This window comes from Xanthobacter sp. NM-25 (assembly GCF_022138605.1).
In the GTDB taxonomy this organism is placed as follows: Bacteria; Pseudomonadota; Alphaproteobacteria; order Rhizobiales; family Xanthobacteraceae; genus Xanthobacter.
The window spans coordinates 1,282,138-1,300,721 of the sequence record NZ_JACBFS010000001.1; the positions used below are offsets into that span (position 1 = coordinate 1,282,138).

Here is an 18,584-nt window from a genome sequence, read left to right on the forward strand (position 1 = left end):
CTGGCCCGACGCGCTCAGGCGCTGGCGCCGCCCAGGATCTCCAGGGCCGCAGCATGAAGCGTGCCATTGGCGGCGGCCACCACCTGGCCGCGAGACGACAGCGTCAACGGCGCGCCGCTCCAATCGGTGATCACGCCGCCCGCCGCCTCGACCACGGGCACCAGCGCCATGAAATCATAAGGCTTCAGGTCGGCTTCCACCACCAGGTCCACATGGCCGCTGGCCAGGAGCCCATAGACATAGCAATCCCCGCCGAAACGGCAGAGGCCCACCGCCGCCGCGAGCCGCGCGAAGGCCGGCGCTTCCACCGCTGAGAACATCTCCGGCGACGTGGAATAGAGACGCGCGGCGGAGAGGGTCTCAACGGTGCTGGTGCGGCATGGCCGCCCGTTCAGCGCGGTGCCCTGCCCCACCACGCCGACCCAGCGCTCAGCCAGAACCGGCGCCTCGATGACGCCCACCACCGGCGCGCCATCCACCAAAGCGGCGATCAAGGTTCCGAACAACGGCAGGCCGGTGATGAAACTCTTGGTGCCGTCGATGGGATCCACCACCCACACCACGCGCCGGTCCATGCCGGTGGCCGCTTCCTCCTCGCCAAGGATGCCATGCGCCGGATCATGGGTGCTGATGGCTTCGCGCAGCGCCCGTTCCACCGCCCGATCGGCAATGGTGACGGGGCTGTGGTCGGCCTTCCATTCGACGCCGATGGGGCGGCGGAAGTGGGACAGGGCGAGGGGGCGGGCAATCTCGGCCAGAACCTGCGCAAAGCGGCTCAGCTCAGAGAAATCGGCGCCCGCGGGGGCAGCAGCGAGGGGCAGTTCACGCGTCATGGGCTGACTTTCGGACATCTCCCGCCTCGACGGGACCGGGCGCGACGAGAATCTGCGCATGCTCGAGAGCCTCGCGCACCGGCGGCGGCGGCGGCGCATCGGTGACCAGCACGTCCACCGCCGACCAGTCGCACACCTGGATCAGACCGGGCTTGGCATATTTCGATGTATCCAGCAGCAGCATCACCTTGTCGGCGAGCGGGATCATGGCGCGCTTGAACTCCATCTCGAACAGATCGAAATCCATGCAGCCGCGGGCGGGCGAGGCCGCCGCCACCGACATCACGAACAGGCTCGGGGTGAATTGCGAGGCGAAGTCGATGGCGGACGGACCGATGATGGTGCGGTCATCGGCCCGCAATTCGCCGCCCGGCAGGATGATGTGGTGCTGGCGCCCCGCCGAGGCGAGAATCTGCGCCACCTCCACCGAGAAGGTGATGGCAGTGAGGCGGCCGGGACGGGGCGCCAATGCCTGCGCCAGGAAGCAGGCGGTGGAGCTGTTGTCGAGCATGATCGTGGCGTTCTCGTCGATCAGCTCGGCGGCGGCCTGCGCGATGCGCCGCTTGGCCGCCGCCTGCTCACGCAGGCGCCGCTCGAACGGGGCTTCCCACTCGCTTTCGTTGAGGCGCACGCCGCCGTGGAACTTGTCCACCAGCCCGGCCTCGGCCAACGCCTTCAAATCCCGGCGGATGGTCTCGTCGGACACCTGAAAGTGCCCGGCGAGGTCGGTGATGGTGGTGGATCGGCGATCATGGAGAAGTTCGACGATCTGCTGCTGTCGCGGGGTCTGGGCCATGGGACTGCCTTGGCTCACAAGCGGGGCATGGCGCTGCCGGTGGCGGCATCGAACAGGCGCACCCGCGCCATGTCGAAATTGAGCCCCACCTCGGCGCCGGCGGGCGGCGCGCTCATCACCGGGGTGCGGGCGACGATGCGGTCCTCCCCCAGGCGGATCTCGGCGAGGGCCTCGGAGCCGATCAGCTCAGTGCGCTCCACCACGCCGCGGGCCATGGCGGGGGCATCGGCGGCGCCGACGATCACCTCTTCCGGCCGCACCCCCAGCAGGATCTCGGAGGCCTCCAGCCGCTCCGGCACCCGGGTGTCGAAGGCGGCGTGATGCACCAGGCTGCCTTCGCCATTGGGCTTCAGCGCGCAGCGCAGCAGGCTCATTTCCGGCGAGCCGATGAAGGTGGCGACGAAGGTGTTGGCGGGGCGCATATAAAGATCCATGGGCGCGCCCACCTGCTGCAGCCGGCCCTGGGAGAGGATGGCCACCCGGGTGCCCAGCGTCATCGCCTCGATCTGGTCGTGAGTGACATAGATCACCGTCAGGCCCAGCTCCTTGTGCAGGCGCTTCAGCTCGCCGCGCATGTGGGTGCGCAACTTGGCATCGAGGTTGGACAGGGGCTCGTCGAACAGGAACACCTTGGGCTGGCGCACCAGGGCGCGGCCGATGGCCACCCGCTGGCGCTCGCCGCCCGAGAGCGCATTGGGCTTGCGATCGAGCAGGTGGGTGATGTGCAGGATCTCCGCCGCCTCGCGGATGCGCTGGTCGATCTCCTCTTTCGAGAGGCGCGAGGTCTTCAGCAGGCCGAACGCCATGTTGCGATAGGCGGTCATATGCGGGTAGAGCGCATAGGATTGGAACACCATGGCGATGTCCCGCTTCTGCGGCTCGGCGTGGGTCACCTCCCGCCCGTCGATGAGCAGGCGGCCGGAGGTGATGTCCTCCAGGCCGGCGATCATCCGCAGGGTGGTAGATTTGCCGCAGCCCGAAGGGCCCACCAGCACCATGAATTCCTTGTCGGCGATGGCGAGGTCCACCGCGTGCACGGTGGGCCGGCCCGCATAGGACTTGCTGACGCCCTGAAGAACAACTTCGGCCATGCCTAAAACCTCTACTTCAGACCCGCGTGCATGAAGCTATCCACGAAGCGGCGCTGGAACACCACGAAGAACAGCAGGAGGGGGGAGACCACCACCACGGTGGCGGCCATCAGGCGCGTCCAGTCGGCGCCGCTGTCGGATTTGGCCAGAAGGCCGAGGCCGATGGGCAGGGTGCGCACCTGTTCGCTGTTGGTGACGAGGAGCGGCCACATATAGTCGTTCCAGTGGGTCACCACGGCGATGATGGAGAAGGCGATGAGGGTCGGCTTCACCAGCGGCAGATAGACATGCCAGAGGATGCCGAAGTGCCCGCAGCCGTCGAGCCGGGCGGCGTCGGCCAGCTCGGTCGGCACCTGGCGAAACGCCTGGCGCAGCATGAAGGTGCCATAGCCGGAGGCGATGAAGGGCACCACCAGCGCCGGCAAGGAGTTCACCAGCCCCAGTTCCCGCACGGTGAGGAAGTTGGTGATGAAGGTGGCGTAGATGGGGAACATGATCTGCAGCAGGAACAGGGTGAAGAGGATGTTCTTGCCGGGAAAGTTCAGCCGCGCGAAAGCATATGCGGCCAAGGTGATGGTGATGAGCTCCCCCAGGAGGATGCCGCCCGTGGCGAGGATCGAATTCAGCATGTAGGTGCCGAACGGCGCCACCGCGAGCGCGGCGGGATAATTGCTGAAGTTCAGCACCGCCGGCAGGAAGCCGGCATTCGGATCGAACACCTCGGTGCGCGACTTGAGGGAGGTGACGACGATCCAGACCAGCGGGCTGATCCAGAGCAGCATCAGGGGCAGCAGCAAGGCATGCAGCCCGTTGGCCCGGATGACCTTGCGCAGGCTGCGCCAGCGGGGGCCGGAAAAGGCTGGGGCGGCCATCTCGATGGGATCCTGAAGGGTTGCCATGGTGCGTCCGATCAATGCCCGAGGTAGTGGACCCGGCGACCGAACACCAGCGCGATCAGGCCGATGAGTCCGCCGACGAATAGCAACAGGATGTTGGCGAGGGTCGAGGCGTAGCCGATGTCCTGATACTGGAAGCCGTTCTGATAGATGTAGAAGGTCAGAACATTGGTGGCGTCGGCCGGGCCGCCCTGGGTCATGACATAGACATAGTCGAAGATCTGATAGGAATGCAGCAGGCCGATGATGACCACGAAATAGAGCGTGGGCGAAATCAGCGGAATGGTGATGTGGATGAGCCGGTGCCAGGCCGAGACACCATCGAGCTTGGCGGCTTCATAAAGATCCCGCGGCACCAGCTGCAGTGCCGCCAGCAGGATCAGCATAAAGTAGCCCGAATACTTCCAGATGCTCATGAACATGATGGCTGGCAGCGCCCAGCGGGCGTCATAGAGCCATTCGACCTTGGGCAGGCCGAGGGCGGCCAGGGCGGAATTGATGGGGCCGTAGCCAGGTGCATAGAGGAACACCCACACCATGCCGGCGGCCACCGAGGGGATCATCACCGGATAGAAGAAGGCGGAGCGGTAAAAGGTCATGCCGCGCAGCTTGCTGTCGAGGGCGACGGCCAGCAGCAGCGCACAGGCGATGGCACAGGGAATGGTGATGAGGGTGTAGAAGACGGTGTTGCCCAGGGACTTCCAGAACAGCTTGTCGGTCCACAGTCGCTCGTAGTTTTCGAGCCCCAGGAAGAAGATCTTGTCCGAACCCAGCATCACGTCGTGGAAGCTGAAATAGATGGACCGCACGATGGGCCAATAGGTGAAGGCGGCCAGGAACACGAGGGAGGGCAGCAGCAGGCAATAGGCGAGCGCGGCTTCCGAGAAGCGGGCGCGGAAGGCGGGACTGATGACCATGGCCGGGCCTCGATGGGCTGCGCGTCAGCACAGGTTTGTGGGAGCCTGCGCCCGGCGAGCCGGGCGCAGGCGAAGCTGGTCAGCCGCGGCGCCGCAGCAGGCGCTGGATCTCGCGGTTGGAATTGATGGTCGCCTCCTTCAAGGCGGCGTCGGGCGCGATCTCGCCGGCCAGCGTCCGGTCGAGGGCGCTTTTGAGATATTCGCGCACCTTGTGATAGCCCGGCACCTGCAGGAAGGCGCCGGCATATTCGGCCTGCTCCAGGGCCACCTTGGCCTGCGGCACCTCCTTGAGATAGGCCAGCATCTCGGGGGTCTGCCAGGCGGACTTGCGCACCGCCAGATAGCCGGTGTCGCGACCCCACTGGGACTGCACCTCGGTGGAGGTCATCCACTGGGCGAAGGTCCAGCTGGCCTCGATGGCGGCGTCGGACTGCTTCCTGGCGATCATGATGGGGCCGCCACCCTGGCAGGCGCCGAACATCTTGTTCTTCGGCATCATCGCCACGTCCACCTCGAACGGGGAGGACTTGCGCAGGTTGGTGAGGGAGCCGGTGGAGTGGTAGAGCATGGCGGTGCGGCCGGCCATGAAGTCGTTGGCCGAGCCCTGCCAGGTGGAGGCCGGCGGCATCACCCCCGCCTTGACCATCTTCACCCAGAATTCCAGGGCGTTGACCGCTTCCGGCTTGTCGAACAGCACGCTGTCCTTGGTCCACGGCACCAGGCCGTTCTGCCGGCAGTAGCACTCGAACATCCAGTCGTGCCAACCGCCGCCGATGGTGACGCCCCAGCGCTTCAGCTCACCATTCTCGCGAATGGTGAGGGCCTTGGCGGTCTCCAGCAGGTCGTCCCAGGTCACCGGCGCCTTGGTGATGCCGGCCGCCTTCAGGGCGTCCTTGTTGAGATAGAGCACCGGGGTCGAGGGCTGGAACGGCAGGCCATAGAGCTTGCCGTCGGACACGCAGGTATCGAGGAAGCTCGGGATGAAGTCCTGGTAGATGTCAGTCTTCTTGGCCTTATCGGTGACGTCGGCCAGGGAATCGAGACCGAGGAAGGTCTGCAGCGCCGAATTGATGGGCAGCCAGGTGGCCGGCGGATCACCCACGCCGAGGGCGGTGATGACCTTCTGCTCGGTATTGTCGTAGCTGCCGGCATAGATCGCTTCGACTTCGATCTTCTCGTGCTCGGCATTGAACTTGGAGATCATGCCCGAGACGATCCGGTTGATGTCGCCGGACACACCGACCGGATACATGAACTGGACCTTGACCTTGTCCGCCGCACGGGCGCGGCCGCCACCGAGCCCCACCAGCGCGGCAGCCGAGACGGCGCCGCCGACGAGAACGCCGCGCCGGGAAATGGGGGAAAATGTGGATTTGACCGACATCTCGTTCCTCTCATAGAGCGAATGGGATCGAATAGGCGCGCGTCGCCGACCGCCGGGATGGCGGCTCGCAAAGTCTTCTGGTGGAACTCCCCGGGAGAGACGCCCTCGAGATCCCGTCGGGACCCGGCGCGTGGATTTCTTATCGCCACACCCGTGACATTGATGTGACTGTATCGTCAGTAAATTTGGGAATCGAGACTATAAATTGAGCAAGATGCACAAAGTTCCACATTTTCCCTCGCGCGCCTCGACGCCCGACCGCCCGGCCCCTAAGGTGCCCGGCATGCGCTTCCCCACGCCCAGCCGATCCACAGGCGCCGCGAACGCGGGCCCAAGGGGCAGCGCCTTTCACACTGTGGAGCAAATGCGATGCTGATCGCCCAGATCACGGATTTTCATGTCACGGTCTCCGGCGCGCGGGTGGGCGACATCGACACCCGCGCCGCCTTCATGGCCCTGGTGGCGCGCCTCGCCGTGCTGCGCCCGAAGCCGGACCTCCTGCTGGTGAGCGGAGATCTCGCCGAGGCGGGGGTGGACGAGGAATATGCCTTCGTCCGCGCCGGCCTGGAGAGCCTTCGCATTCCCTTCCTTGCGGTGCCCGGCAATCACGACCTGCGCGCGCCCATGCGGCGGGTGCTCGGCAATTCGACTGGGCAAGCGGCGGACCATCTGTGCCTGGACGTCAGCCTCGACAGCCTGCGGATCATCGGCCTCGACACGCTGGTGGAAGGTCACGCCCATGGCGCGCTCGATGCGGCGCGCCTCGCGTGGCTGAACGCCCGGCTGGACGCCGGCGCGGGGCAGCCCCTGCTCATCTTCATGCACCACCCGCCCTTCGCCACGGGTCTCAAGGCCATGGATGACATCGGCCTCACGCAGGGGCGCGAGGCCTTCGCCGCGCTGCTGCGCGGACGCACCGACGTGGTGGGCATCCTTTGCGGTCACGTGCACCGCGCCATTTCGGGCATGTTCGCCGGCCATCGCACCTTCATCGCCCCCTCGGCCAGCCACCAGTTCGCTTTCGATCTCACGGCGCCCGGGTTCGCAGTGGTTCGCGAGCCGCCGCAGATCGCCCTCCACCAGTTGGTGGAGGGGCGTCTGGTCTCCTATCTGCGGGGTTGATGTCAGCCGATCTTGAAGGCCCGCACCTCCGGCGGCATCTCCACCCCTGGCAAGTTGCGCGGATCGGGCACCGGCGCATCGATGGCCATGCGCACCGGCACCACCCCCGCCCACACCGGAAAGGCATAATCCGCGGCCTCGTCCTCCGGCGGCCCGGTCCGCACCTTGGCCGATGCCTCGGTGATGGGTAGCGACATGAGCGTGGTGGCCTTCAACTCCTGTTCGGTCACCGGCCGCAGGCGATCCCATTGGCCGGGGATGAAGCCATCCACGAACCGCTGCAGCTGGCGCCGCTTCTCCTGTGGATCCTCCACCATCTCGGCCACGCCGAAGATCATCACCGAGCGGTGGTTGATGTTGTAATTGTAGGCGGAGCGCGCCAGCACCAGGCCATCGAAGATGGTGACGGTGACGCATACCGGCTGGCTCTTCACCGCCCGGATCATGCGGCTGGCGGAGGAGCCGTGCCAATAGATCCGATCCCCCTCGCGCCACTGCAAGGTGGGCGTCACCACCGGCTGGCCCTCGTGCACATAGCCCACATTGCACATGGGCATGGCATCGAGAATGGCATGGATGGTGGCCGCATCGTAATGGGCGATATGATGATACCGCCTCACGCGGGTTCGTGCGCTCGGGGGGCTGGACATGGAACAAACCTCGATCAAAACACCAGTGCCACACACCATGGATCGCGCCCATGCGAGGCCATAGATCCGGCACAGCGGCGCCGGATGGAACCAGTGGCTCCGGACGGAACGGACGGTTGACGGCATGTTTGCGATCGGGCTCGACAGGACCAGCGACGTCACCCTCCAGGAGCAGATTTTTCTGGCCACCCGCGAGTTGGTGCAGATGGGCCGTCTGCCGAAGGGCAGCCGCCTCGCCTCCAGCCGCGAGCTGGCCCAGCGCCTGAGGGTATCCCGCAACACCGTCATTCTGGCTTATGAGCGCCTGGCCGAGGAAGGCTATGTGGAAATGCGTGCGGGGGCCGGTGTTTTCGTTGCGGACCGGCCAGCCGCGCCCCCGCCGATGGGCCCCACGCCCCTGATCGACGCCGCCCCGGCAGCCACGCCGCAAGTGGCCGAGCCGGTCGCCATGCCGCCACTGCTCACCCGCACCGACCGCCGGCCGGTGCTCGACCTGTGGTATGGCCACGGCGACCCGCGCCTGTTTCCGGCCCATGTGTGGCGCAGCCTCGGCAACGCCGCCCTGGACGCCTGCGCCATCGGGCTCGCCAGCTATGGACCGGTCGGCGGCGAGCCGCGCCTGCGCCAGGCCATCGCCACCCATCTTGCCACCTCGCGCGGGCTGGCGGTGGCGCCGGAGCAGGTGATCGTCACCTCCGGCGCCCAGGAGGCCCTCAACCTCATCGCCCGTCTGGTGCTGCGCGCCGGCGATGCCGTGGTGGTGGAAACGCCGGGCTACGCCGCCGCGGGCCACGTGTTCGCCGCAGAGGGCGCTCGGCTGTGCCCGGCGCCGGTGGATGCGGAGGGGCTCGTGTGCACTGCCATCGCCGCGCTCTGCCCACGGCTCGTCTACGTCACCCCGGCCCACCAGTTTCCCACCGGGATTGCCATGAGCCACGCCCGCCGGCAGGCGCTCATCGCCGCCTGCTCCGCCGTTGGCGCCTTCATCGTCGAGGATGATTATGACGGCGAGATCCTGTTCGCGCCGCCACCCGCGCCGGCCATCACCGCCATGGACCGCTCAACCCGCACGCTCTTTGTGGGCTCGTTCTCCAAGACCATCGGCAGTGGACTGCGGCTCGGCTACATGGTGGTGCCCCCCACCCTGGTGGCCGCCGCCGAAGCGGCCAAGAGCCTGATGAGCTATGGCCAGTCCTGGCTCGACCAGCAGATCCTCGCCGCCTTTCTGGAAAGCGGACGCTACCGCAGGCACCTGAACCGCCTGCGCACCGCCTATCGGCCCCGCCGCGAGGCTGCGCTCTCCGGCCTTCGCACGGTGTTCGGCCCGCGTCTCGCCGTGAGCCCCAATTCCGGCGGCCTGCATCTCTATGGCACCCTGGCGCCCCACGCCCCCGACGCCGCCACGGTTGCGGCCGCCGCACGGTGCGCCGGCGTCGGCCTCTACCCCGCCGCCGCCTGCGCCGTGCGCGACACCCCGGAACGGTTGGCCCGCGCGCTGCTCATCGGCTTCGCCCCGCTGACAGTCGCGGAGCTGGACACCGCCTTCAGCCGCCTCCCCCGCATCTTTGATTGAAGCCGCGCGGTACCGAACCCAGCCGAACAGGAACGAGCACTGCATGGCTGGCGCCATGAACACAGCGGGGCTCTCCCAGGGGTTACTTGTCGGTTACGTGGGGGTCACGCTGTAGGATAAAGTTGCGCCCGAAGCGGCCGATCAGAAGCCCCTCAAGCCAAGCCGGTTTTGCGCTCCGCCCCCGCACCGGCGATGTGGGGCGCATCACGCCGCCGCACATCGCTTTCACGCTCCACCGCATCGGCGCACCCAGCATTACCGCGCCCTGGGCACCGGAGCGCGGAATGACAAGACCCAGCGTTCCGTTTGAACTGATGCGTTTCTGCGGGGCTCTACTCCGCCGCCAACGGCAGATCCTTTTCCGCGCCCGTGGCAAGACGCCCGTTACGGGTTCTTGCGAGCCGGCTTTCGCCATCCTCGGCACCGAAGCAAACGGCGAAATCATCGCATTCCGCACAGACTGGGGCGGTGCACAGGCTGAAGCCTTCCGTGCCGCACACCATGCGATAGAGGAACTTCTTCCACTTCATGTCGTTGCGGTTCTTTTCCGCCAATGGCGCGAAATGCCGCCGCATGAGCTGCGACAGCTCCCCGCGATCCCGCAGGCCGAGATCCTGCCACAGATGATGGGGCGCCTTGCACCGACGGGCAATCATCGCGATGAGCCATTGCTCGATCCCGTCACCGGTGGAGCAATAGAGGCGAAGAATGTCGCGAATGGAGTCCTCCTCCCCATCGGGCGGCACGCCTTCCGCCGCGAGGCAGGGCGCCAGCGACGCCGCGGCGCCGGGAAACCCGGCGTCGAGGAGCTGGCGAAACTCGAGAGCCGAAAGCCCCAAGCCAGCCAAGCCCCCCTGCCCGCTCCGCGCCCCTTCTTCCATGGCCAGCGAAACCATGGCGGCGACGACATGACGATCGAACGCATCCCAGCCCGCCGGAGCAGGCGTCGCGAGAAGCTGGTCGTAGACCTCTTCCGCCGCCATCGCCGCGCCTCCCCGATCAGGCTGCCTTTTCCAGGCCGTGCACCTGGCAATTGGCCGGACACACCCGCGCACAGGCGCCGCAGCCGATGCAGGCGCCGGTGTCGTTCATGACCATGACCTTCTTTTCCACCTCATCATCCTCGTCATCATCGAGGCTGACCACTTCGCCATCCTCGTTGATGCCCTTGAGGGTCATCACGTCCCGGCCGCACACCTTGTAGCAGCGCCCACAACCGATGCACTTCTCCGCATCGATATCGAGCAGGTAGTCTGGCTGCCAAGCTCGACCATCTCGGGTTTCGTTAGACATGGGAAAACGACCTTCCAGGTTCAGGTCACTTACGGGACCGGGCCGGCCCGCGACATTCCGCGGCCCAGCGCCGATGGTGAAAATCAGGCGGCCTCCAGGGCCTTCAGGTCCGCGCGCTTCTTCTCCAGCTCCGCGAACGCATTGTGCGCCTTCGTGGCCACATCCATGATCTGCTCCCAATTCACCGGGAGTTCTTCGGAGAGGTCATGAAGGTCCATCTTGGCCTGGGTCGCCTTTGCGGACAGCTTCTTGAGTTCGGCCTTCAGCGCGTCGATATCGCTCATGTCAGTCCTCAATAATTGGCCACGTCAGGGAATTTCTTGATCATCTCGACGCCGGAGCTGACGTATTTCGCGCCCTCCTCCGCCAGCTTGCCGAGATTATCGAAACCAAAGCGGTGCACATCGCGCAGCTGCTTGTTCACCACAATCAGCCGCCCGCCGATCAGCACCATGCGGCCGAAGCCCTCGTGGCTCATCTTCAGCATCGGCGAGATCATCACCCGGGTCTCGCGCTCGATCAGCAGACAGACGGCGTTGAAGAACAGCTCGAGCCGCCAGATGGTCTCGGGATCGGGATCACCGATGATCGGCAGCGCCCGGCGGGCTTCCTTGTCGAGGATATAAGGCTCGAGAAGATCGAGGTCCTTCTTGCCCTCCCAGGCCCCATGGGTGTCCTGGGCCCGCCAGACCTTGATCAATTCCTTGACGAAGGGCGTCTCTTCGGCGGGAACCACCGCGATGGTGGCATCTGCTGCTTCGGCCATGGTGCGTCCTCAATCCTCAAAATCGAGCGTGCGTTCTTTGCCCTTGTTCAGCGCCTTGCGGAGCCAGGGCGGCGGAGTGCCCTTCAGCACTTCGGAGAGCTTGTCGATGAGATCGGCGATCTCTTCCGGCTGGTTCACCTTCATGGGGTGAATATTGTTGGCCACCACGCGCGCCGCGCCGGAACCGCCGATCGCTGCCACGTAGAGAATCGCACAATCCTTGATGGCGTCGATCTTGGGGGCGAGCTTGTCCTCGTTCCCGTCTTCCTTCAGATCGCCATCGAACTCGATCGCCTCCACAAAGTGGCTCCCATCGGGGCTCACCTCATAGATGGCGATGTTCTTGGCCCATCCGAAATGTGCGTCGACCCGCTTCAGATCCTGCGTAGCAAATGCGACTTTCATGATGCGATCGCCTCGACATTCTTCTTAGTGATGGGTCGTAGCAGAAGTCGTGCCAGCATCGCCCCCATGTCCGTGCCCCTCGGCACCGGGACGCCAGGTGTCCGGCGTCGGCTCGTGATGGTCCTCGTGGTCCTTGATCACGAGGTTGGCGATGTTGAAGATGAGGTCCCGAGTGCCCCGGTAGCCCACGCTCAGCTGGTGCCCCGCCCCCAGGCGATCGAACATGGGCATGCCGATGCGGTGGAACGGGATGCCGAGGCGCGCGGCCCCTTGGCGGCCATGGGAATGGGTGAGAAACAGATCACACCCTCGCTCCTTGGCGAGGGTTTCCAAGTCTTCCAGATCACCAATCAGCACTTCGTCGGCGGGCAGGCGCTCAAACACCGGCGACTGAGTGGTGGTGACTGCGGCCACCATCTGCGTGCCCATTTCGTGCAGCATGGAGCCGACATCGAACAAAAGGTCGGGTTCCGCACCAATGGCGAGGCGCCGCCCGCCCAGGTGGAAATGGGCATCGAGCATGGCGTCGACCAGTTGGCCCCGCTGGCGCCGATACTTCCGCGGCACCGGCTTGCCGGAGATCTCGCTCAGGAACATGATGAAATCATCGTTCGGTGCCAGCCCGCACAGGCGCTCGAACACCCGGGCCTTGGAGCCGGTGCGTTTTTCCATCGCTTCGGCCGCACGGCGCATCTGCGCGCCAATGCCGATGGTCCAGGCTGCATCGCCCATGGTCGCCACTTCATCGACGCCGATGCCGCCAATGGTGGTGGGGGTGAAATCGTCGGGGATGTGACCATCGAGCGAGCCCGCCAGGTCCGGCAGGAAAGACGGCGTCAGGCCAAAGTCTTCGATGATGGCGCGCAGCTCATCGAGATCGCCCGGGGTCATGTGGCAGCCGGGCAGCACGTTGACGCGGGTCGGGTCCTTCGCCGCGCCCGGGTCGGGCACCTTCACCAAGCTCTCCACCATCTTGGCGACGGCCTTCTCCCAGCCATCCTGAAAGGCATCCTTGAAGTCCGGCGTGGAGACATAGACCATCGGGAAATCGGCAAGCTGCGGATACTTGCCGCGGATCAGCTTGATATAGCCATCCACGTCGTCGCCCTTGGTCTCGGTGACACCAGTGGAGCAGATGCCGATGATTTCCGGCTTGGTGCGATTGTAGATGTTGAGAATGGCCTGTTCGACATTCTCCAGGCCGCCGAGCACCGTCGCCACCTCGCTCATGGCGGTGGTCTGCAGCGGAATGGCTTCCTTGAAGTGACGCACGAACAGCACCAGGCCGAACGAGGTGCAGCCCTGCGAGCCGTGCAGCAACGGCATGCAGCCACGCAGGCCCATGAAGGCGAGCGCGCCGCCGATCGGCTGGCTCATCTTCAGGGGATTGACCGCACATGCCTTCTTGGTGGGGATCAGCTTCGCCATGATGGGCCCCTCACTCCGCCGCCACCAGCGTGCCGGAGGCATCGCCATCGTTCACGCTGGAGAGAATGTCGCCCACCCGTTCGGCGCAGCTACCACAGCCGCCCGAGGCCTTGGTGTGTGCCTTCACGTCCGCCACGGTGTTGAGTCCTTGGGCGCGAATGGCGTCCTCAATGGTGCCCACATCGACGCTCATGCAATTGCAGACCTTCTTGGCCCGCCGCGCGGCTTCCGCCGCCACCGGATCGGTGATCACCGCCGGCGGGGCCGCGACACCCTTCGCCTCCAGGATCTCCTCGATGCGGATCGCGCAGGCGCCGCAGCCGCCGGAGGCATTGGTGTGCTGCTTCACGCCCTCCACGGTGGTGAGGCCGTGGGCGGCGATGGCGTCCTCGATCGTCCCGAGATCCACGCTCTTGCAATTGCAGATCTTTTTGGCGCGCCGCGCGGCTTCCGCCGCTACCGGATCGGCGGCGAGGGCCGCCGCTTCCGCCTCCATCTGGGCGATGGCCCGTGCCTGCCAGCTGTTGGCGGGATCCTCCCACGGTGCCGGCTTGCGCACCTGCTCCCAGATCGGGTTGTAGAGCGCCTTGTCGATCTCCTCGACCAGCTTCACCATGCCCACATAGCCCATATAGGCGTGGTGGCGCTCCTGGTTGATGTCGAGCCAGGGCATGTTCGCCTTGAGCGCGATGAACTGCGAGCGGCCGCCCGACAGCATGATGTCCGCCTTCGCGTCTTTGAGCATTCTGTACATTTCGCGCGGCGTCATGTCGTCGATCATGTGGGCGTCCTGGCCCATCAGTTCCTTGATGCGCTCCTTGTCCTCCTTGGTGGACTTCTTCACCGAGGTGCCGACCAGCTCCAGCCCGGCCTCCTGCAGAGCCGCGACCACCGACCACGACTTCACACCGCCGGTGATAAGCAGCACCTTCTTGCCCTTGAACCGGGGCTTATACTTGGCGATGGCATCCCACGCCTTCTTCTCTTCCCGGGCGATGATCGCCTCGGTGCGGTCCATCAGCTCGGGATCGGCACCCTTCTCGATCAGCATGCGGGCGATTTCACGCAGCGAATCCGAGGAATCCTCGATGCCGTAGAAGGAACCTTCGAAGAAGGGGATGTCGTAGCGCTCCTCCATCTTGCGGGCGACGTTGATCATCGCCTTGGAGCACACCATCATCGCCGCCTTGGCGCGATGGGAGGAGGCCACATCCTTATACTTCCCGTCGCCGGAGATGCAGGCGAGGATGCGAATGCCCAGCTCATCCAGCAGCGGCTTCACCTGCCACAGCTCGCCGGAGAGGTTGTATTCGCCGATGATATTGATGTCGTAGGGTGTCGTATATTCCGGCTCCTCGGTGCCGATGACGTGCTCGAGGATGGCTTCGCCGGCGAGCTTGTTGCCGAGGTTCTTGGGGCCCACGAAGCCGGGGGAATTGACCGGGATTACCGGTTTGCCGAACTTCTCCTTGGCCGCCTTGCAGACCGCGTCGATGTCGTCGCCAATCATGGCGGGCACGCAGGTCTGGTAGACGAAAATGGCCGGCGGGTCGTATTTCTCGATGATTTCCTTGATGGACTTGAACAGCCTCTTTTCGCCGCCGAACACCACGTCCGTCTCATTGATGTCGGTGGTGAAGCCGGTCCGCCAGATGTTCGAGCCCGACGACTTGGCGCCGCGGTTGTCCCAGCTGTTGCCTTCGCAGGCAATGGGGCCGTGCACCAGGTGGGCGACATCGGTGAAGGGCTGAAGGGCGATCTTGGCGCCATCGAAAGCGCAGCCGCCGGCGGCACCGCCGGGCTGCAGCTGCTTGGTGCAGCCCTTTTTCTTCTCGGCTTCGGATTTGTTTTGGTTTTTCGCGCAACCCGGTTCGTTGAAGACGGCCTGAATCGTGTTGGACAACGAGCTCATGGATCTCTCCTTCAACAAAAGGGCTGTGTCAGATCACAAGGAATTTGCGGAACTCTCCCGGTCGGGTCGGATCGGGCGGGGCCCCGGAACCGGCTCGTAGCCAAAGACAACTCCCGGGCGGCAGCGCCGCCCGGGAGAGAGACATCAACGGATAATGTCGAACGAGTAGTCGGTCTTGGCCGGCACGATGGTGTTGGCGTCGATCGTGTCGAAGATCTTGTCCAAGATCGTGATCAGGACGTTCATGCCGCCCTGATAACCCCACACCGGCCGACGGTGGTGGTGGTGACGGTCGAAGATCGGGAAGCCGATGCGGATCAGCGGGGTGCCCGTGTCGCGCTCCAGATACTTGCCGTAGGTGTTGCCGATCAGGAAGTCCACCGGCTCGGTGAACAGCAGCGAGCGCATGTGCCACAGGTCACGGTTCGGATAGACCTTGCAGTTCTGGCCGAACGGCGAGCTATCGAACAGCGCCTGCATCTTCTGCGCCCACTTCGGACCGCCGTTGGTGGCGAGCACCGTGGTCGGCTCGGCGCCCAGCTCCAACAGGAAGGCGGCGAGGCCATAGCAGAGGTCCGGATCACCATAAATGGCGAACTTCTTGCCGTGGATGTGGGCCGAGGAGTCGGCGATGGCATCCACCAGGCGGCCACGCTCCTTGGCCAGTTCCTCGGGGATCTCCTTGCCGGTGATGCGGGAGACTTCCATCAGGAACTTGTCGGTGGCGGCGACGCCCACAGGGTGGTTGAACGCAACCACCTCATGACCGTGGCCCTTGATGAACGGCAAGGTCTTCTCGGTGCAGTATTCCTGCATGGAGATGGTGGCCTTGGCGTGGACGGCGGCGGCCGCCTCTTCCAGCGTGGTGCCGCCATCATACATGCGGAACTCGCCGTCGGTGGGGGTATCCCAGACGTCGGAATTGTCGCCGAGGATGGTGTACTCGACACCCATCAGATTGAAGATCCGCTTGATCTCACGCAGGTTGCCGACGGTGTAGCCATCGAAGCCACCGAGGAAGTTGATCTTCTCATTGGGCTCGCGCACCAGCTTGTCGGTGGTGCCGGCCTTGCCGTCCCAGAAGTGCTCGAGCACGCCCTTCATGGCGTTGTCGTAGCCGGTGATGTGGCTGCCGACGAAGGCCGGGGTGTGAGCGAACGGCACGTCGTATTCCGCCGGAACGGAGCCCTTCTCCTTCGCCGTCTTGATGAAGGCGTTGAGATCGTCGCCGATGACTTCCGCCATGCAGGTGGTGGAGACAGCGATCATCTTGGGCTTGTACATGTTGTAGGTGTTGGCGAGGCCGTCAATCATGTTGTTGAGGCCGCCGAACACCGCCGCATCTTCCGTCATGGACGAGGACACGCAGGAGGTGGGCTCCTTGAAGTGGCGCGAGAAGTGCGAGCGATAGTACGCCACGCAGCCCTGCGAGCCATGCACGAACGGGATCGTGCTCTCGAAGCCGACCGCCACGAACACCGCGCCGAGCGGCTGGCACGCCTTGGCCGGGTTCACGGTCAGGGCTTCACGGGCGAAATTCTTTTCCTGGTATTCGGGCGTCTTGGCCCACTCGCGGATCCGTTCCACTTCGGCCGGATCGCGGGGGTTCTCGAACATCCGCTTCTTGTTGGCCAGCATCTGCTGGTATTCGGGACCACGGAAAAGCTCGAAGTGATCGAGCACGTTATCTGCATTTTGTGGCATTGCGAACCCCTATGGTGGGCCTTGAACTCGACAAACCTTTCCCGTTGCCCCTCCCGCACGCGGGAGGGGCTGGGATCAGCGTGTGCAGACGAAACGCTAGTTGCGCGAGATCACTCGGCAGCGAGCAGGGTCGGCTTGGAGGGAGACTTCTTCCACGGGGTGTTGGTCATCTTCCACACCGGGGAGTTGATGGCCATGTCCATGTCACGCGCGAAGATCGCGAAACCGTCATAGCCATGATAGGGACCGGAATAGTCCCAGGAGTGCATCTGACGGAACGGCACGCCCATCTTCTGGAACACGTACTTTTCCTTGATGCCCGAGCCGACCAGATCCGGCTGGATCTTTTCGACGAACTTCTCGAACTCATAGCCGGTCACGTCGTCATAGATGATCGTGCCATCCTTGACGTAGTGCTGGGCGGTGCGCTGATAGTCGTCGTTATGGGCGAATTCGTAGCCGGTGCCGACCACTTCCATGCCCAGGTCCTCGTAGGCGCCAATGACGTGACGGGGACGCAGGCCGCCCACGTACAGCATCACGGTCTTGCCTTCCAGGCGCGGACGATACTTGGCGATCACCGCGTCCATCAGGGGCTGGTACTTGGCGATGACGCGCTCGGCACCTTCCTTGATCTTGTCGTCGAAATAGCCGGCGATCTTGCGCAGCGACTCGGCGATCTTGGAGGGGCCGAAGAAGTTGTATTCGCACCACGGAATACCAAACTTCTCTTCCATGTGCCGCGAGATGTAGTTCATCGAGCGGTAGCAGTGAAGCACGTTCAGCTTGGCCTTCGGGGTATTCTCGAGCTCGGCCAGAGAACCGTCGCCAGACCACTGAGCGATCACGCGCAGGCCCATCTCCTCGAGGAGGATCCGGGACGACCAAGCGTCACCACCGATGTTGTAGTCGCCGATGATGGCCACGTCATAGGGAGTCGCCTCAAACGGTGCCGGCTTCGCCGGATCCATCTTGTCGAACACCCAGTCGCGGATCGCGTCGTTGGCGATGTGGTGACCCAGAGACTGGGACACGCCACGGAAGCCCTCGCAGCGCACCGGCACGATGGTCTTGCCATCGTACTCCTTGGACTTCGACTTGGACACCGCCTCGATGTCGTCGCCGATGAGGCCGATGGGGCACTCGGACTGAACGGTGATGCCGTTGTTCAGCGGGAACAGCTCCTGGATCTCGTCCATGATCTTCGCGAGCTTCTTGTCGCCGCCGAAGACGATGTCCTTTTCCTGGAAGTCCGAGGTGAACTGCATCGTCACGAAGGTATCGATACCCGTCGTGCCGATATAGTAGTTGCGGCGGGCAGCCCAGGAATACTGGCCGCAGCCAACCGGGCCATGCGAGATGTGGATCATGTCCTTGATGGGACCCCACACCACGCCCTTGGAACCGGCATAGGCGCATCCACGGATGGTCATGACGCCGGGGATGGACTTGATGTTGGACTTCACGCCGCAATCGGACTTGCCGGATTCGTGCACGTTGAGGTGCTTCGCACGGCGCTTCGCGGTCTTCTCCGGATAAACCTTGAGAACTTCCGCGATGAGTTCCTTATTGCGGGCCTTGATTTCAGCAACGCTCTGCTTTTCGGCCAAGCTCATCTTGAAATCTCGCTCTTCTTGGGGTTGCCGTTCTGGCATGCCGGCCCCGGTGATACGGGACCGGCGGCCGCGTCGGTGTCAGCCGATCAGGCGGTGAGCTCGGCGGCGGTCTTGCCGACCTGGCTCTCGTCCACGGCCTTCATGATGCCGTGCTCCATGAGCAGGTCTTCCAGCTCGTCCATGGTGATCGGGGTCGGG

Annotated in this window: 18 protein-coding genes and 1 pseudogene; 2 read left to right on the forward strand and 17 right to left on the reverse strand. The window is 64.5% G+C overall.

Annotated elements, in window-relative coordinates; translation table 11 throughout:
* Positions 1-14: 14 nt before the first annotated feature.
* From hisN to MEU52_RS05780, 6 genes are all read right to left on the reverse strand, one after another.
* Positions 15-833 carry a histidinol-phosphatase gene (gene hisN, locus MEU52_RS05755; protein WP_238119170.1) on the reverse strand — a complete coding sequence of 273 codons (819 nt, stop codon included), beginning with the start codon at positions 831-833 and terminating at the stop codon, positions 15-17.
* Positions 823-1,629 (reverse strand): DeoR/GlpR family DNA-binding transcription regulator, encoded by an 807-nt coding sequence (locus tag MEU52_RS05760; RefSeq protein WP_238119168.1) that lies wholly within the window; start codon positions 1,627-1,629, stop codon positions 823-825. Before MEU52_RS05760 ends, hisN begins: the two co-directional genes overlap by 11 nt.
* A 14-nt stretch (positions 1,630-1,643) precedes the next feature.
* Positions 1,644-2,720 (reverse strand): ABC transporter ATP-binding protein, encoded by a 1,077-nt coding sequence (locus tag MEU52_RS05765; protein WP_238119166.1) that lies wholly within the window; start codon positions 2,718-2,720, stop codon positions 1,644-1,646.
* An 11-nt stretch (positions 2,721-2,731) separates the two neighbouring features.
* Entirely contained in the window at positions 2,732-3,619 is an 888-nt protein-coding gene (locus MEU52_RS05770) for a carbohydrate ABC transporter permease (RefSeq protein WP_238119164.1), read from the reverse strand.
* 11 nt (positions 3,620-3,630) lie between these two features.
* Positions 3,631-4,533 carry a carbohydrate ABC transporter permease gene (locus MEU52_RS05775; protein WP_238119162.1) on the reverse strand — a complete coding sequence of 301 codons (903 nt, stop codon included), beginning with the start codon at positions 4,531-4,533 and terminating at the stop codon, positions 3,631-3,633.
* 79 nt (positions 4,534-4,612) lie between these two features.
* Entirely contained in the window at positions 4,613-5,917 is a 1,305-nt protein-coding gene (locus tag MEU52_RS05780; protein ID WP_238119160.1) for an ABC transporter substrate-binding protein, read from the reverse strand.
* A 369-nt stretch (positions 5,918-6,286) separates the two neighbouring features.
* On the opposite strand from MEU52_RS05780, the gene MEU52_RS05785 reads away from it, so the two are divergent.
* Positions 6,287-7,039 (forward strand): phosphodiesterase, encoded by a 753-nt coding sequence (locus MEU52_RS05785; RefSeq protein ID WP_238119158.1) that lies wholly within the window; start codon positions 6,287-6,289, stop codon positions 7,037-7,039.
* 2 nt (positions 7,040-7,041) lie between these two features.
* Here the strand turns inward: MEU52_RS05785 and MEU52_RS05790 are convergent, their stop codons facing one another.
* Positions 7,042-7,689 (reverse strand): pyridoxamine 5'-phosphate oxidase family protein, encoded by a 648-nt coding sequence (locus tag MEU52_RS05790; RefSeq protein WP_238119155.1) that lies wholly within the window; start codon positions 7,687-7,689, stop codon positions 7,042-7,044.
* 124 nt (positions 7,690-7,813) lie between these two features.
* On the opposite strand from MEU52_RS05790, the gene pdxR reads away from it, so the two are divergent.
* Positions 7,814-9,262, forward strand: a complete 1,449-nt coding sequence (gene pdxR, locus MEU52_RS05795; protein WP_238119154.1) for a MocR-like pyridoxine biosynthesis transcription factor PdxR — start codon at positions 7,814-7,816, stop codon at positions 9,260-9,262.
* Between the two features lie 332 nt (positions 9,263-9,594).
* Here the strand turns inward: pdxR and MEU52_RS05800 are convergent, their stop codons facing one another.
* The 10 genes and pseudogenes from MEU52_RS05800 to nifH form a co-directional block, all read right to left on the reverse strand.
* Positions 9,595-10,245, reverse strand: coding sequence for a nitrogen fixation protein NifQ (locus tag MEU52_RS05800; protein ID WP_238119152.1), 651 nt, complete (start codon positions 10,243-10,245; stop codon positions 9,595-9,597).
* A 16-nt stretch (positions 10,246-10,261) separates the two neighbouring features.
* The gene (fdxB, locus tag MEU52_RS05805) at positions 10,262-10,555 is read right to left on the reverse strand and encodes a ferredoxin III, nif-specific (protein ID WP_238119150.1); all 294 of its coding nucleotides are present in this window, start codon (positions 10,553-10,555) and stop codon (positions 10,262-10,264) included.
* An 83-nt stretch (positions 10,556-10,638) separates the two neighbouring features.
* Positions 10,639-10,839, reverse strand: coding sequence for a CCE_0567 family metalloprotein (locus MEU52_RS05810; RefSeq protein WP_238119141.1), 201 nt, complete (start codon positions 10,837-10,839; stop codon positions 10,639-10,641).
* An 8-nt stretch (positions 10,840-10,847) separates the two neighbouring features.
* Positions 10,848-11,321 carry a NifX-associated nitrogen fixation protein gene (locus MEU52_RS05815; RefSeq protein ID WP_238119139.1) on the reverse strand — a complete coding sequence of 158 codons (474 nt, stop codon included), beginning with the start codon at positions 11,319-11,321 and terminating at the stop codon, positions 10,848-10,850.
* 9 nt (positions 11,322-11,330) lie between these two features.
* Positions 11,331-11,726, reverse strand: coding sequence for a nitrogen fixation protein NifX (gene nifX / locus MEU52_RS05820; protein WP_238119136.1), 396 nt, complete (start codon positions 11,724-11,726; stop codon positions 11,331-11,333).
* A gap of 24 nt (positions 11,727-11,750) precedes the next feature.
* The gene (nifN, locus tag MEU52_RS05825) at positions 11,751-13,154 is read right to left on the reverse strand and encodes a nitrogenase iron-molybdenum cofactor biosynthesis protein NifN (protein ID WP_238119134.1); all 1,404 of its coding nucleotides are present in this window, start codon (positions 13,152-13,154) and stop codon (positions 11,751-11,753) included.
* Between the two features lie 10 nt (positions 13,155-13,164).
* Positions 13,165-15,066 (reverse strand): nitrogenase iron-molybdenum cofactor biosynthesis protein NifE, encoded by a 1,902-nt coding sequence (gene nifE / locus MEU52_RS05830; protein ID WP_238119133.1) that lies wholly within the window; start codon positions 15,064-15,066, stop codon positions 13,165-13,167.
* A gap of 144 nt (positions 15,067-15,210) precedes the next feature.
* Complete coding sequence (nifK, locus tag MEU52_RS05835) at positions 15,211-16,770, reverse strand: nitrogenase molybdenum-iron protein subunit beta (RefSeq protein ID WP_238119131.1); 1,560 nt, start codon at positions 16,768-16,770, stop codon at positions 15,211-15,213.
* 110 nt (positions 16,771-16,880) lie between these two features.
* The gene (gene nifD, locus MEU52_RS05840; RefSeq protein ID WP_238119128.1) at positions 16,881-18,386 is read right to left on the reverse strand and encodes a nitrogenase molybdenum-iron protein alpha chain; all 1,506 of its coding nucleotides are present in this window, start codon (positions 18,384-18,386) and stop codon (positions 16,881-16,883) included.
* An 86-nt stretch (positions 18,387-18,472) separates the two neighbouring features.
* A pseudogene (gene nifH, locus MEU52_RS05845) lies at positions 18,473-18,584 on the reverse strand (nitrogenase reductase); the annotation flags it as partial.